The sequence below is a fragment of the Bacillus sp. FSL R7-0685 genome, from assembly GCF_038002425.1.
Lineage (GTDB): Bacteria > Bacillota > Bacilli > Bacillales > Bacillaceae > Bacillus > Bacillus subtilis.
Window position 1 is genome coordinate 3078817 of the sequence record NZ_JBBOCN010000001.1, and the last position, 14743, is coordinate 3093559.

Annotated in this window: 14 protein-coding genes; 11 read left to right on the forward strand and 3 right to left on the reverse strand. The window is 44.4% G+C overall.

Features of this window, described 5'->3' with window-relative positions; genetic code table 11:
* Window positions 1-49: 49 nt before the first annotated feature.
* Window positions 50-1336, forward strand: a complete 1287-nt coding sequence (gene kinB, locus MKY50_RS16135) for a sporulation sensor histidine kinase KinB (protein WP_003228853.1) — start codon at window positions 50-52, stop codon at window positions 1334-1336.
* Window positions 1337-1381: 45 nt separating this feature from the next.
* Window positions 1382-1768: a kinase-associated lipoprotein KapB gene (gene kapB / locus MKY50_RS16140; RefSeq protein ID WP_080529729.1), complete on the forward strand. Its 387-nt coding sequence runs from the start codon at window positions 1382-1384 to the stop codon at window positions 1766-1768.
* Between the two features lie 26 nt (window positions 1769-1794).
* Here the strand turns inward: kapB and kapD are convergent, their stop codons facing one another.
* Window positions 1795-2412, reverse strand: a complete 618-nt coding sequence (kapD, locus tag MKY50_RS16145) for a 3'-5' exonuclease KapD (RefSeq protein WP_003228846.1) — start codon at window positions 2410-2412, stop codon at window positions 1795-1797.
* Window positions 2413-2487: 75 nt separating this feature from the next.
* A complete protein-coding gene (locus MKY50_RS16150) occupies window positions 2488-2691 on the reverse strand; it encodes a hypothetical protein (protein ID WP_003243502.1) in 204 nt (67 codons plus the stop codon).
* Between MKY50_RS16150 and MKY50_RS16155 the strand changes: the two genes are divergently transcribed.
* The 3 genes from MKY50_RS16155 (at window position 2594) to MKY50_RS16165 (ending at window position 6203) form a co-directional block, all read left to right on the forward strand.
* The gene (locus MKY50_RS16155) at window positions 2594-3802 is read left to right on the forward strand and encodes a multidrug efflux MFS transporter (protein ID WP_434736154.1); all 1209 of its coding nucleotides are present in this window, start codon (window positions 2594-2596) and stop codon (window positions 3800-3802) included. The two genes, MKY50_RS16150 and MKY50_RS16155, sit on opposite strands and share 98 nt — an antisense overlap.
* Window positions 3803-3894: 92 nt before the next feature.
* Entirely contained in the window at window positions 3895-5769 is a 1875-nt protein-coding gene (locus tag MKY50_RS16160; RefSeq protein WP_080287629.1) for a transglycosylase domain-containing protein, read from the forward strand.
* A gap of 20 nt (window positions 5770-5789) precedes the next feature.
* Window positions 5790-6203, forward strand: coding sequence for a thiol-disulfide oxidoreductase DCC family protein (locus tag MKY50_RS16165; RefSeq protein WP_341116925.1), 414 nt, complete (start codon window positions 5790-5792; stop codon window positions 6201-6203).
* 202 nt (window positions 6204-6405) lie between these two features.
* Here the strand turns inward: MKY50_RS16165 and MKY50_RS16170 are convergent, their stop codons facing one another.
* Window positions 6406-6963: a YufK family protein gene (locus tag MKY50_RS16170; RefSeq protein ID WP_003228837.1), complete on the reverse strand. Its 558-nt coding sequence runs from the start codon at window positions 6961-6963 to the stop codon at window positions 6406-6408.
* A 177-nt stretch (window positions 6964-7140) separates the two neighbouring features.
* Here MKY50_RS16170 and maeL point away from each other — a divergent pair, with 177 nt between their 5' ends.
* The 6 genes from maeL to nupQ all read left to right on the forward strand — a co-directional run bounded on the left by maeL (window position 7141) and on the right by nupQ (window position 14602).
* Entirely contained in the window at window positions 7141-8742 is a 1602-nt protein-coding gene (maeL, locus tag MKY50_RS16175) for a two-component system sensor histidine kinase MaeL (protein WP_003228835.1), read from the forward strand.
* Entirely contained in the window at window positions 8735-9442 is a 708-nt protein-coding gene (maeM, locus tag MKY50_RS16180; RefSeq protein WP_014477821.1) for a two-component system response regulator MaeM, read from the forward strand. Before maeL ends, maeM begins: the two co-directional genes overlap by 8 nt.
* Before the next feature lie 473 nt (window positions 9443-9915).
* On the forward strand, window positions 9916-10995 hold the full coding sequence (gene nupN / locus MKY50_RS16185; protein WP_003228831.1) for a guanosine ABC transporter substrate-binding protein NupN: 1080 nt from the start codon (window positions 9916-9918) through the stop codon (window positions 10993-10995).
* Between the two features lie 75 nt (window positions 10996-11070).
* Window positions 11071-12603 carry a guanosine ABC transporter ATP-binding protein NupO gene (nupO, locus tag MKY50_RS16190; RefSeq protein ID WP_032722430.1) on the forward strand — a complete coding sequence of 511 codons (1533 nt, stop codon included), beginning with the start codon at window positions 11071-11073 and terminating at the stop codon, window positions 12601-12603.
* Window positions 12596-13642: a guanosine ABC transporter permease NupP gene (gene nupP / locus MKY50_RS16195; RefSeq protein WP_015714618.1), complete on the forward strand. Its 1047-nt coding sequence runs from the start codon at window positions 12596-12598 to the stop codon at window positions 13640-13642. Before nupO ends, nupP begins: the two co-directional genes overlap by 8 nt.
* A complete protein-coding gene (nupQ, locus tag MKY50_RS16200) occupies window positions 13643-14602 on the forward strand; it encodes a guanosine ABC transporter permease NupQ (protein ID WP_029318494.1) in 960 nt (319 codons plus the stop codon). It abuts the gene before it with no gap.
* Window positions 14603-14743 lie beyond the last annotated feature (141 nt).

Here is a 14743-nt window from a genome sequence, read left to right on the forward strand (position 1 = left end):
ATTTAGTGTTATAATAGATTCATATTTTATACGAAAGGATTTCACACGAATGGAAATTCTAAAAGACTATCTTCTGCACATCTGCTTTATTTTGTTTCCTATTCTTCTTTACCAAGTGTTTTGGCTTGGAAAACCTGCGATTCTTGTGCCAAAAATAAACAGCGGTTTGGTCACGCTCTTCGCCTGCGGTGCCTCCGTTTTATGCATTATTTTCCCGATTCATGAAATGGACTACATACAATACGGCCTTCAGATGATTCCCGTTATCATTTGTTTATTTTACATTAGTACCGCTTCCGGACTTACAGTCGCCGCATCTGTCCTATGTTTTGAACTGCTTTTTTACGAACCTTCCGCAATGTTTGTTTTCACTTTGCTGCCTTTTCTTATCATTATCCCAATCTTATTTCAGAAAAAATGGCCATTCATGTCCAAAGCGAAAAAACTGCTGCTGTCTTTATTGATCAGCTGCGTGGAGATTTTCCTATTTTTCGCCTCAAGCTGGATTCTTTCCGCCTTGAATATTTTAAATTTTCAAAAATCAGGAATTTTCGTTTACGAGGCGGCAGTCTCAGGGCTTTTCCGCTCCAGTGTTCTTCTATTAAGCATCTATATTATCGAAAGCATCGCCGAAAATATCGCCCTGCGTTCACAGCTTATCCATTCTGAAAAAATGACGATTGTGAGTGAACTGGCAGCGAGCGTCGCCCATGAGGTCAGGAATCCGCTGACAGTTGTCCGCGGGTTTGTCCAGCTGCTTTTTAATGACGAAACCTTACAAAACAAGTCGAGTGCGGATTACAAAAAGCTTGTACTGTCAGAGCTTGACCGGGCGCAAGGCATTATTACAAACTATCTCGATATGGCCAAACAGCAATTATACGAAAAAGAGGTTTTTGACCTATCTGCCCTTATCAAAGAGACAAGCTCCCTTATGGTGTCGTACGCCAATTACAAGTCAGTAACCGTCGAGGCTGAAACAGAACCGGACCTTTTGATATACGGAGACGCAACAAAGCTGAAGCAGGCTGTCATCAACCTGATGAAAAACAGTATTGAAGCGGTTCCTCACGGGAAGGGGATGATCCACATATCAGCCAAAAGAAACGGCCATACGATCATGATTAACATCACAGACAATGGGGTCGGGATGACAGACCATCAAATGCAAAAACTCGGCGAACCTTATTATTCCTTAAAAACGAACGGAACGGGACTCGGCCTCACCGTAACCTTTTCCATTATTGAACATCATCACGGGACCATTTCATTTAACAGCAGCTTCCAAAAAGGCACTACGGTGACCATTAAGCTTCCCGCTGATCTTCCTCACTAGCAAATCGATTGGAACTTTAATAGAATAAATGCGAGGTGATGACAGATGAGCACGTTTGAGACAGGCTCTATCGTTAAAGGATTTTACAAAACAGGTGTATACATAGGAGAAATCACGGCTTGCAGGCCGCAGCATTATTTAGTGAAAGTGAAAGCGGTTCTTACCCATCCCGCTCAGGGAGACCTTCATCATCCAAAACAGGCGGATGTGCCATTTTTTCATGAGAGAAAAGCGCTCGCATATGGTGAACAGACCAATATCCCCCACCATATGGTGAAGCCTTATGACGGTGAAGTACCGGATTATACCGAATCTCTGCGGGAGGCGACAGCACAGATGAGAGCCAAATTGAATGAGGATGGTTCGGAGTGGGCAAAGCGCTCCCTTCATAATCTGGACATTTTAGAAAAAGAATATTTTAACCTGCCATAACCCAGTCTGACAAAAGATTGGGTTTTTCACGTCGCGCGCTTCAACAGTTCGGTTAAATCGATTCTTTCGCCGATTGTGGGCGGTTTTGGCTTTTCGAGATACTGCTTATCCTGCTCAACAAGCTTAAAAAGTTTATATGCTGTAAGGGCATCATCAAGCGCTTTATGATGGGTGCCGGTTCCGGAATCTCCATACTCTTCGGCAGCTTTCCATAAACCCGTCAATGTCCGGTCTCCAAAAAAGTTTTTGTATTCAAGCGATAAATCTCTCATTTCTCCCTTAAACGGGAAAGGGATATGGTTAAACATACAGTTTTGCTTCAGCACTTTCATATCCATGTTTCCCCACGTAATAATTGTGCTGTTTTTCTCAGGATCCAGCTCGTTTAGTTTACGGATGAAATCCTCGAATCTCATTCCTTCGTCTACCTGTTTTTGGGTTATTTTTAAAAATGATTTGCATCGTTTCGTAAGCTTCGGGAACTTTTTCGGTCTAACATAGCTAGAAAACGTCTCAACCACTTCATCATCAATCGACTTTACAATTCCGGCTTCAATGATTTCCGGGAAGAAGTTTTGAGGACTGTACTTTCCATCAGGCATTGTAAATTCGAAATCAATAATGAGTAAGCTGTTTGTCGTCACCTTTTTACACCTGCCTTTCCTCCGATCAGAAAATGCTATCTTTATAGTATATCAATTCCCCTTCTCGACATTTCTTCATTTTCTAAAAATAATGAATTTTCCCAGCCGCTTCGTTTCTTTTAAATTGTGAATCGTTTCTTTATAATTAGTAAGGAACCCGAAATAATAAGAAGGTGATGTTATTTCTATCCGTAAGAAAAACTTTGTCATTGTGTGGCTGGCGAACTTTTTTGTCTCCGCTAGCACAACGATGATCGTTCCTTTTCTCTCCTTATACATTGAGACGCTCAGCTCTTTTTCAAACGGCTTTGTGCAAAGGTGGAGCGGCTATGTGTTCGGCATTACATTTCTCATGGCGTTTTTGGTATCCCCGTTTTGGGGACGGTTCGGAGACAAACGCGGATACAAGAAAATCCTTATGGCAACCGGAACGGGCATTGCCCTCAGCATTTTCTTCATGGGCTTTGTTACATCGGTGTACCAATTGTTTTTTCTGCGTATGGCAATGGGTCTTGTAACCGGATTCATCCCGACTTCTCTTGCGATGATTTCGGCACAGACTCCGAAGAGCTCAGCCGGCAAAACACTTGGCACACTGCAAATGGGGCAAGTGTCCGGAAGCTTGTTCGGCCCGCTTTTGGGAGGCATGCTTGCTGATCATTTCGGCTTTACGTATACCTTTTTTATCACATCCTTTGTGATTTTCTCGTCTGTTCTTCTCGTGTTATTTGGTGTCAAAGAAAAGCCTCTTGCAGAGAAAACAGCCAAACGTACGTCTTACTCGAGAAAAGAAGTGCTCTCCTATATTTTTCACCATCCGGCGCTGTGGGTCATGATGCTGTTAACCATGCTGATTCAAACAGGCAATTTCAGTATCCAGCCCCTGCTCGCTTTATATGTAAATGAGCTGCACGGACCTGTCAATCTTGCCTTTTTCTCCGGCATGGCATTTTCAGCAACGGGGCTCGGAAGTTTGCTGCTGGCTAGAAAATGGGGTGATCTGGGCGACCGCTACGGCCACCGCCGCATTTTAATCGGACTTTTGCTCGCCTCCTCTTTCTTTTTTATTCCGCAGGCGCTCGCGTCCTCACTCAGCGTGCTCCTTGTTTTCAGATTTTTATTCGGAATGGCGATGGGCGGTTTGCTGCCATGCATTACGGCAGCGATCCGCGTTCAGGCTCCCGGCAGCATTCAAGGTGAAGTTCTCGGCTACAATGTCAGCTTTCGCTTTTTAGGAAACGTGCTCGGGCCTCTGCTCGGCGGAATCATATCGAGCCACTTTACCATTTCGGCCACCTTTTACGTCACGGCGTTTCTCTTTTTCGCCGGCGCCTGCATGCTTTGGATCATGCAGAAACTTCGGAAAGATTCTTATGCCAAAGCAAGCTGATTCCGAGAAAAAACTGAGGAATCTTCTAAATTTAACCTTCTCGTAATCTCAAAAGAATGGTACGATATGGCTAGAATTTAGGAGAAAAGAGAGTGACCATGTTACGAAAAATAATCGGATGGATTTTGCTCCTTTGCATAATCCCATTGTTTGCATTTACAGTTATCGCTTCCGGAAAAGAAGTAAAACAAATGAAGTCCCTGGATCAGGTGCTTGATAAAAATATTAATCTGAAAGATATCAGCCTTGTTCAGAACAGCTACATGTATGACAGGGACGGCTCCCTTGTCTCGGAAATCGTCAGCGACCACGAAAACCGTGTGCTCGTTCCATTTAACAAGATTCCCGAGGAAGTCAAACAGATTTTCTTAACATCTGAGGACCGCCATTTTTACGAGCATAAAGGCTTTGACTTTATGGGAATGGTGCGGGCTACTGCTTCTAACGTAAAAGACAAGAAAATTGACCAGGGTGCCAGCACCATCACACAGCAGCTTTCAAGAAACTTATATTTGAGCCACGAACGCTCCTTCAGCCGCAAGCTGACAGAGCTCGCGTATTCCTATCAGCTGGAGAAAAAATATACGAAAAATGAAATTCTTGAAGCTTACTTAAATACCATTTATTTTAACAATGGTGTTTATGGCGTCGGTTCAGCGGCTGAATTCTATTTCAGCAAACCGCTGAAATCTCTCACAGTGGGAGAAATGGCTTTTATCTGTGCTATACCTAATAACCCTACATTATATGATCCTCTCAAGCATTTTGACTACACGAAAAGCCGTCAAGAACGTTTGCTTAAAGGGCTAAAAGATGCCGGGGTCATTACGGACAAAGAGCTGAAAAAAGCCGTAAAACAAAAAATCAAACTGGATGTTGAAAAAAGAGAAGACAAATATCCTGACTACGTTTCCTACGTCAATGATGAATTCACTCAGCTGGTGTCTGAATCAGAAGGCTTTGATAAACGCCTTCAAAAAGCATCAGGAAAACAAAAAGAAAAGATCGAAAACGAGCTGTCCGCAAGAGTCAGCACGCTGATGAAAGACGGTGTGAAAATTTATACTGCACTTGATCCGTATATGCAAAATCAAGTTGTGGCACAAATGAATTCCAAGCTCCCGTATGCGGACGTACAGGGCGGAGCGGCTGTGATTAATCACCAGACGCATCAAATCATCGCTCTATCCGGCGGGAAAAACTATCAAAAATATGACTTTAACCGCGCCTACCAGGCGTACAGGCAGCCGGGTTCATCCATTAAGCCGCTTCTTGATTACGGCCCTTATATTGAACAGACCGGCGCGACAACAAGCAGCACCATTGATGCCAGCAAGTTTTGCAGCAAAGACTACTGTCCGCAAAACTACAATAACCGCACTTACGGCACAGTGACGCTTGATACGGCGTTTAAAAATTCATATAATACACCGGCTATTAGAATGCTCGACCGCGTCGGCATCCAAAAGGCATTCAGTTATATTGAGCCGTATCATTTTGCCAAACTTGTCGACAGTGACTATCTTCTTCCGGCGGCGCTTGGCGGATTTACAAACGGCATGACGCCTCTTGAGATGACAAAGGCTTATACGACATTCGGCAACAGCGGAAGCTATACGCCGAGCCATGCGATTACAAAGGTGACAGACCTTAAAGGAGAAACACTTTATAAATGGAATGATAAAGCGACTCAAATATTCAGCGTCCGCACGAACATGCAGCTGAAAAAACTGATGTCTTCCGTTGTGAAAAGCGGAACAGGGAAAAAAGCATATTTCAATGCGCCTTACATCGGCGGTAAAACCGGAACATCAAATGATTATCACGATATGTGGTTTGTCGGCCTGACTGATACGTATACAATGGGTGTCTGGGTCGGAAAGGATACACCGACCAGCGTTGAATATCTTCACAGCATCAGCCCTCAGCTTTCCATCTGGAAAGGAACGCTGCAAGCTGCTTATTAAAGGATCGGAGGGGATATGGGGTGACTTCAGAACAAATTCCAAATCGCGTTTTGCTGTTTGACGGTGTCTGCAATTTATGCAATGGCGCCGTGCAATTTATCATTAAACGTGATCCGGACGGATTGATTTCTTTCACATCGCTGCAGTCGGAAACAGGACAGAGCCTGCTGAAAAAAAGCGGGCTTCCGACTGATCGGTTTGACAGCTTTGTCTTTATTGAAGACGGCCAAGTGTACACAAAGTCAACTGCAACCATTAAGGTTTTCAGGCATCTGCGAGGCCCATGGCGGCTCTTCGTCCTTTTTTTCGCAGTGCCGAAGCCTGTCAGAGATATGGTCTATTCTTTCATTGCCAACAACCGCTATAAGTGGTTTGGCAAAAAAAATGAATGTATGCTCCCCTCCCCTTCTATTAAAAAAAGATTTTTACCGTAAATAAAAAATGGCTAGGAAGCTAGCCATCACAGATTGTTGACAAAATCCTAAAACGGCTTCGTTTTAGGATTTTGTCATCTTTTCAGCGTGATTGAAAACTTTTGAAGTTGTGAAACGGCGGAAACCTGAGAATCTAGCCGCCGTTTTATTGCGTATAGAGCACGAAGCGCAAATCTGACCACCAAACGCTGAAATGGCTAGCTTACACAGGTAAGCTAGCCATTATGCTATTATAAAGCTTGATAAATATGAACAGAATACCGATAACAAAGGTAAACCAAAACAGCAGTTCCAATAGAATGAACCCGACTAATGACATGAGAGAAAGCGTCGAATAAATCCGGTACACGGTAAACACAAAGTAAGCGAGCGTGACGACCGCAAACCAGATCACAATCCAAATGACATTTTGCAAGAGCACAAAGGATAAAATCCCGCCGCCCAAATAAATCATGGAACCCATTCTGAGTTTTTTCAGGTTGTTCCCTTCCGGATCATTAGCAAAAAACAGCAATGACAGCTCGGTCACGGTATTTGCAATTAATTTCAGAGCGGACAGAACCATAAAATATAAAAGTGCAAAGGCAGCAAATAACGCAAGCCTGATTCCTTTCTCTGAAAAATAATCGAGCATTCCATCATACATTCCAAATGAAGACAGCATCTTCAACGCATAAAGTGAAGTTGAGATGGATAAGGACGAACTAAAAAGCAGGATCGCAATCAGCGGAAAATATCCTGTCAAATAAGTATTTTTCATATAAAAAAGTCCCTTTCTATAATCTACCTCATTTATTATGGAGGACTTAAAACACATTGACAAGATAAATTATTCCATTTTTTCTCCTTTTTACGAATTACGGTCCCAAATCTTCACAAAGCAGCATTTTGAGAGTAAAGTAGTACGCAGGAATCATAAAACGTAAGGAAGTTTTATATGAAAAAAACATTAAAACTGCAAACCAGACTCACCATATTTGTTTGTATCGTTGTATTAATCGCATTGCTCATTACGTTTTTTACAGTCGGTGCCCAAACCACCAAACGAATTAGAGATCAGGAAAAGGCCACTGCGCTGCAGACTGCTGAAATGGTAGCTGAAGCGCCGATGACAGCCGCTGCTTTAGAAAGCGGAAAAAAACAAAAGGAACTGCAGAGCTACACAAAGCGGGTTCAGAAAATCACCGGCACGGAATTTGTTGTCGTCATGGATATGAACGGTATCCGCAAAACTCATCCTGACCCGAGCAAAATCGGGAAAAAATTCAGGGGCGGTGATGAGTCCGAGGTATTAAAAGGGCATGTCCATATCAGCACAGCCTCTGGCACGCTCGGGAAATCGCAGAGAGCGTTCGTCCCTGTCTACGCGGAGAATGGAAAACAGGTCGGTGCAGTCGCGGTCGGCATCACCGTAAATGAAATTGATGAAGTGATCAGCCATAGCTTACGGCCGCTTTACTTTATTATTTGCGTCAGCATCTTCGTCGGTGTGATCGGAGCCGTTATCGTCGCCCGTACAGTGAAAAATATCATGTACGGACTTGAACCTTATGAAATTGCGACTCTGCTTGAAGAACGGAGCGCGATGCTGGAATCGACGAAGGAAGGAATACTCGCTGTCGATGAACATGGCAAAATTAAACTTGCCAACGCGGAAGCAAAACGCCTATTCGTCAAAATGGGCATCAACACAAATCCCATTGATCAGGATGTAGATGACATCTTGCCGAAAAGCCGCTTGAAAAAGGTCATTGAGACAAAAAAACCTCTTCAAGACAGAGACGTCCGCATTAACGGGCTGGAGCTTGTGTTTAATGAAGTTCCTATCCAGCTGAAAGGACAAACTGTCGGAGCGATTGCAACATTCCGCGACAAGACCGAGGTAAAACATTTAGCTGAACAGCTTTCCGGTGTTAAAATGTATGCAAACGCACTGAGAGCGCAGTCTCATGAATTTATGAACAAACTGCATGTGATATTAGGTCTCGTCCAGCTGAAAGAGTATGATGATCTTGGAGATTATATTAAAGATATAGCCATACAGCAAAAATCAGAAACAAGTGAAATTATAAATGATGTCAAAAGCTCCGTACTGGCCGGTTTTCTGCTCGGAAAGCAAAGCTTTATACGTGAGCAGGGCGCAAATCTTGATATTGAATGCAACGGTGTCATCCCGAACGCGGCAGACCCTTCTGTCATCCATGAACTTATTACAATCATCGGAAATCTCATCAACAATGGCTTAGACGCCGTTGCCGATATGCCGAAAAAACAAATCACCATGTCCATGCGCTTCCATAACAGCATACTTGATATTGAAATTACCGATACTGGAGCAGGCATGTCTGAAGAAGACCAAGCCAAAGTATTTGAACAAGGCTATTCAACAAAGGGCAAAAACCGGGGATTCGGCCTTTATTTCACACAGCAAAGCATCGAAAATTTAAAAGGCCAAATGATCCTCACAAGCGAAAAGAATGAAGGAACGACATTCAGTATTCGCATCCCGTACGAACCGAAGGAGGAAAATCATGATTAATGTACTAATAGTTGAAGATGACCCCATGGTGGGTGAATTAAATAAACGATACTTAAGCCAAATAGATGGCTTTCAGCTGAAAGGCATCGCTTCTTCCTTTCAAAGCGCTCTGCATATTTTAGGCGAGCACCATATCGACCTCATTTTGCTTGATATTTATATGCCGGGAAAAAACGGGCTGGAACTGCTGACGGAATTGAGAGCCCAAAATGAAGCGGTTGACGTGATTGTCATCTCAGCGGCCAGCGAGCTTGACGTAATCAAGAAAACACTTCGGTACGGAGCTGTCGATTATTTAATCAAACCGTTTGAATTTGAACGTTTCCAAACGGCTTTGTCTGATTACAGACGAAAACAAAAGGTGTATTCAACCCATCGCAACATGAGCCAAAAAGAACTGGACGCCGAGCTTTTTCAAAAGAAAGAAGCAACAGAAAAAGTGCAGCTTCCTAAAGGCCTGACAAAAAGCACGCTGAAGCTGATCTGGTCCAGTATCCAGTCATTTGAAAATGAATCTTTTACGACAGAAGACTTGGCAAAGCACACAGAAATCTCTCAAGTATCCATACGAAAATACTTAAAGTTTCTTGAAGATATACAAGTTCTGAATGTAGAAATGGCGTACGGAACGATCGGAAGACCTGTGTTTCAGTACAACGTCAACAACAGTAACCTTAACGGAATAAAGCAATATCTATAAGAAAACGCACTGCTTGCTTTGAGCAGTGCGTTTTTCTGTCATATCTCTTGCCAAGATGCTTGATTCTATTGTTGATAAGTTATACAAGAATAACAAAGGGCCTTTCACATTTTTAAGCAAACAATTCTAAAAATAGATACTTTTTAAAAAATTATGCGAAATTCTATTTATTTCTTATTAGTTAAATGATAAATTATGATTGGTAAGTTGATCCCGAAAAACTAAGTCATAAGTCTTACTTCAGAAAACGATGTCACGGTTTTCCGCCCGGAACGCCTTCCGCATCCTTCTCTTCCCCGCCTTTCGAAGGAAATACTCACACCACGCTTATTCAGGGAAGAATAGAACTGTCTCAGCGCATTCCATTTGTTATTATCAGAAAATTTTATCGATTCTAAGAAATTGTTCAGGACAGCCCATCATATGACTGGCCGGATCAGCTTTGAACCAAATTTTTCTGGGGGGGTTATATCTTGAATAAACGAAAAATCGGATTGGCGATGTCACTTGTGATCGCAGCAGGCACCATATTAGGAGCATGCGGAAACAGCGAAAAAAGCAGCGGCTCCGGCGAAGGCAAAAACAAATTCAGTGTGGCGATGGTTACTGACGTAGGCGGAGTGGATGACAAATCCTTCAACCAATCAGCCTGGGAAGGCATCCAAGCCTTTGGGAAAGAGAATGGGCTGAAAAAAGGCAAAAACGGTTACGACTATCTTCAATCCAAATCAGATGCAGACTATACAACGAACTTAAATAAATTGGCGCGTGAGAATTTTGACTTAATTTACGGCGTCGGCTACTTAATGGAGGATTCAATCAGCGAAATTGCTGACCAGCGTAAAAATACAAACTTTGCGATTATAGATGCTGTTGTCGATAAAGACAACGTCGCAAGTATTACGTTTAAAGAGCAGGAAGGCTCATTTCTCGTCGGAGTGGCCGCAGCCCTATCAAGCAAATCAGGAAAAATCGGCTTTGTAGGCGGCATGGAATCAGAGTTAATCAAAAAATTCGAGGTCGGCTTCCGTGCCGGCGTGCAAGCAGTTAACCCTAAAGCCGTTGTAGAAGTGAAATACGCAGGGGGTTTCGATAAAGCCGATGTCGGTAAAGCAACCGCCGAAAGCATGTATAAATCAGGCGTAGATGTTATTTATCACTCTGCGGGCGCCACTGGCACAGGCGTCTTTACTGAAGCGAAAAACCTGAAAAAAGAAGATCCAAAACGCGATGTCTGGGTCATCGGTGTCGATAAAGACCAATACGCAGAAGGCCAGGTAGAAGGAACAGATGATAACGTCACCCTCACTTCCATGGTGAAAAAAGTAGATACAGTCGTTGAAGATGTAACGAAAAAAGCGAGTGACGGAAAGTTCCCGGGCGGCGAAACACTTACCTACGGGCTTGATCAAGACGGAGTCGGCATTTCTCCATCTAAACAAAATCTATCGGATGATGTGATCAAAGCGGTCGATAAATGGAAGAAAAAAATCATCGACGGATTGGAAATCCCGGCAACTGAGAAAGAGCTGAAAACCTTCAAAGCTGAATAAGAATCGCAGGGATAAGGAGGTCGAGCCCTTATCCCTTGTTTTTCTTTTATTTTGAAATAAAGGAGCGGTCAATCAATGGAATATGTCATTGAAATGCTCAATATCCGCAAGGCGTTTCCAGGTATCGTCGCCAATGACAATATCAATCTTCAAGTCAAAAAAGGCGAAATACACGCGTTGCTCGGTGAAAACGGAGCGGGGAAATCAACGTTGATGAATGTCCTTTTCGGGCTGTATCAGCCGGAGCGGGGTGAAATTCGGGTGCGCGGCGAGAAGGTGCACATCAACAGCCCGAACAAAGCGAATGACCTTGGAATTGGAATGGTGCACCAGCACTTTATGCTTGTTGACACCTTTACAGTTGCTGAAAATATTATTCTCGGGAAGGAGCCAAAGAAGTTTGGCAGAATTGACCGGAAGCGTGCTGGCCAAGAGGTGCAGGACATTTCCGATCGATACGGCCTGCAGATCCATCCTGAAGCAAAAGCAGCTGACATATCAGTCGGTATGCAGCAGCGCGCAGAAATATTAAAAACCCTCTACCGCGGTGCCGACATTCTGATTTTTGATGAACCGACGGCTGTTTTGACGCCTCATGAAATTAAGGAACTGATGCAAATTATGAAGAACCTGGTCAAAGAAGGGAAGTCCATCATCTTAATCACCCATAAGCTGAAAGAGATTATGGAGATTTGTGACCGCGTTACGGTTATCCGTAAAGGAAAAGGCATCAAAACCCTTGATGTCCGTGATACAAACCAAGACGAACTCGCCAGTCTAATGGTCGGCCGCGAGGTATCGTTCAAAACTGAAAAGAGAGCTGCTCAGCCGGGAGCGGAAGTGCTTGCGATTGACGGCATAACTGTAAAGGATACCCGCGGAATAGAGACAGTCAGAGATTTGTCTCTTTCTGTCAAAGCGGGAGAAATAGTCGGCATAGCAGGCGTCGACGGAAACGGGCAATCAGAGCTGATCGAAGCGGTGACAGGACTCCGCAAAACAGATTCAGGAACAATCACCTTAAACGGAAAACAGATCCAAAACCTGACGCCAAGAAAAATCACTGAATCCGGGATCGGGCATATTCCTCAGGATCGCCATAAACACGGTCTCGTCCTTGATTTTCCAATCGGAGAGAATATCCTGCTGCAAAGCTATTACAAAAAGCCGTATTCAGCATTGGGCGTTTTACATAAAGGCGAAATGTACAAAAAAGCACGCAGCCTGATCAGCGAGTACGACGTCAGAACGCCGGATGAATATACACACGCTCGGGCATTGTCAGGCGGAAACCAGCAAAAAGCGATTATCGGGCGGGAAATAGACCGAAATCCTGATTTATTAATTGCCGCCCAGCCGACTCGCGGCCTTGATGTCGGAGCGATTGAATTTGTCCATAAAAAGCTCATTGAGCAGCGTGATGCCGGGAAAGCCGTTCTTCTCCTCTCGTTTGAGCTTGAAGAAATTATGAATCTCAGTGACAGAATCGCCGTTATTTTTGAAGGACGCATTATCGCCAGCGTTAATCCGCAGGAAACCACTGAACAGGAGCTTGGTCTCTTGATGGCAGGAAGCACGCAAAAGGAAGCGGGGAAAGCAAATGGTTAAACGACTCTCTCATTTACTCGTGCCGCTCATCGCAATCATACTTGGTCTTGCGGCCGGCGCGTTGATTATGCTTGTGAGCGGCTACAGTGTGGCTAGCGGATATTCGGCTTTGTGGAATGGGATATTCGGAGAAATCTATTATGTCGGAGAAACAATCCGGCAAATTACGCCTTATATTTTATCCGGATTGGCTGTCGCCTTTGCATTCCGAACCGGACTCTTTAATATCGGCGTCGAGGGACAGCTGCTCGTCGGCTGGACAGCAGCGGTTTGGGTCGGTACGGCGTTTGACGGACCGGCATATATTCACTTGCCGCTCGCATTGATTACAGCGGCAGCTGCAGGAGGATTATGGGGGTTTATTCCCGGCATTTTGAAAGCGCGATTTTACGTTCATGAAGTCATTGTCACCATTATGATGAATTATATCGCGCTGCACATGACCAATTACATCATTTCAAACGTCTTGACAGATCATCAGGACAAGACGGGGAAAATTCACGAATCCGCCTCCCTCCGCTCTCCTTTTCTTGAACAGATCACCGATTACTCACGGCTGCATTTGGGAATCATCGTTGCCCTTCTCGCAGCAGTTATCATGTGGTTTATCATCAACAAAACTACAAAAGGATTTGAGCTCCGGGCGGTCGGGTTTAACCAGCACGCTTCCCAGTATGCCGGCATGAGCGTGCGGAAGAATATCATGACCTCCATGCTTATCTCCGGCGCTTTTGCAGGTCTTGCCGGAGCCATGGAGGGCCTAGGGACATTCGAATACGCAGCAGTGAAAGGCGCATTTACCGGCGTAGGCTTTGACGGTATCGCTGTCGCTCTTCTCGGGGGAAACACAGCCGTAGGCGTTGTACTGGCAGCATGCCTGCTTGGCGGGCTGAAAATCGGCGCATTAAATATGCCGATTGAATCAGGCGTTCCATCAGAGGTCGTTGATATTGTGATTGCCATTATTATTCTATTTGTGGCTTCAAGCTATGCGATTCGTTTCGTCATGGGCAAATTGAAGAAAAAGGGGGCGAACTAAGTGGACATTGTGCAGATTTTATCTATCATTGTCCCTGCCACACTCGTCTATGCGGCCCCGCTTATTTTAACTGCTCTCGGCGGCGTGTTTTCCGAGAGATCAGGTGTGGTGAATATCGGCTTAGAAGGCCTCATGATTATCGGGGCGTTCACCAGCGTGTTATTTAATTTATTTTTTGGTCCGGAATTAGGTGCCGCCGCACCTTGGCTTTCGCTCCTTGCCGCCATGGCAGCAGGCGCCCTGTTTTCACTGATTCACGCGGCAGCGGCGATTTCGTTTCGCGCCGACCAGACAGTCAGCGGTGTCGCCATTAACATGCTGGCGCTTGGGGCAACTTTATTTATCGTCAAACTGATCTACGGCAAAGCGCAGACAGACAAAATTCCAGAGCCTTTTTATAAGACGAAAATCCCCGGTTTGGGCGATATTCCCGTCTTGGGAAAGATCTTCTTTTCGGATGTCTATTATACGTCTATTCTTGCAATAGCACTTGCCTTTATTTCCTGGTTTATCTTGTTCAAAACGCCGTTCGGCCTTCGTATTCGTTCTGTCGGTGAGCATCCGATGGCGGCCGATACGATGGGAATCAACGTATATAAAATGCGCTACGTCGGCGTGATGATCAGCGGATTGTTCGGCGGTCTCGGCGGCGGCGTATATGCCTCCACAATTGCGCTTGATTTCACGCACTCTACCATCTCCGGGCAAGGCTTTATCGCCCTGGCAGCGCTTGTATTCGGAAAATGGCATCCGATCGGAGCACTGGGGGCCGCCCTGTTTTTCGGATTCGCCCAAAGCTTAAGCATCATTGGATCGCTGCTCCCTCTTTTTAAAGACATACCAAATGTGTATATGCTGATGGCTCCTTATGTCTTAACGATTCTCGCTTTAACCGGCTTTATCGGGCGGGCAGATGCGCCAAAAGCCAATGGCGTGCCTTATATTAAAGGAAAAAGATAAAACATTCTCCCCTGGGAAGACGATTCTCAGGGTTTTTTTTCTAATCCAAAAGACCCTCTTAATTTAATTGTTTATTAGTTTTTTAACTTAAAAAAATATGAAGTGTTAACGCTTTCTTGTAGACTGTAACAAACAATACAT

Excerpts from the sequence above, each read along its gene's own strand:
- kinB (WP_003228853.1), top strand. The coding sequence starts at position 50 with ATGGAAATTCTAAAAGACTATCTTCTGCACATCTGCTTTATTTTGTTT.
- kapB (WP_080529729.1), top strand. The coding sequence starts at position 1,382 with ATGAGCACGTTTGAGACAGGCTCTATCGTTAAAGGATTTTACAAAACA.
- MKY50_RS16150 (WP_003243502.1), bottom strand. The coding sequence starts at position 2,691 with ATGTATAAGGAGAGAAAAGGAACGATCATCGTTGTGCTAGCGGAGACA.
- MKY50_RS16170 (WP_003228837.1), bottom strand. The coding sequence starts at position 6,963 with ATGAAAAATACTTATTTGACAGGATATTTTCCGCTGATTGCGATCCTG.
- maeL (WP_003228835.1), top strand. The coding sequence starts at position 7,141 with ATGAAAAAAACATTAAAACTGCAAACCAGACTCACCATATTTGTTTGT.
- maeM (WP_014477821.1), top strand. The coding sequence starts at position 8,735 with ATGATTAATGTACTAATAGTTGAAGATGACCCCATGGTGGGTGAATTA.
- nupO (WP_032722430.1), top strand. The coding sequence starts at position 11,071 with ATGGAATATGTCATTGAAATGCTCAATATCCGCAAGGCGTTTCCAGGT.
- nupP (WP_015714618.1), top strand. The coding sequence starts at position 12,596 with ATGGTTAAACGACTCTCTCATTTACTCGTGCCGCTCATCGCAATCATA.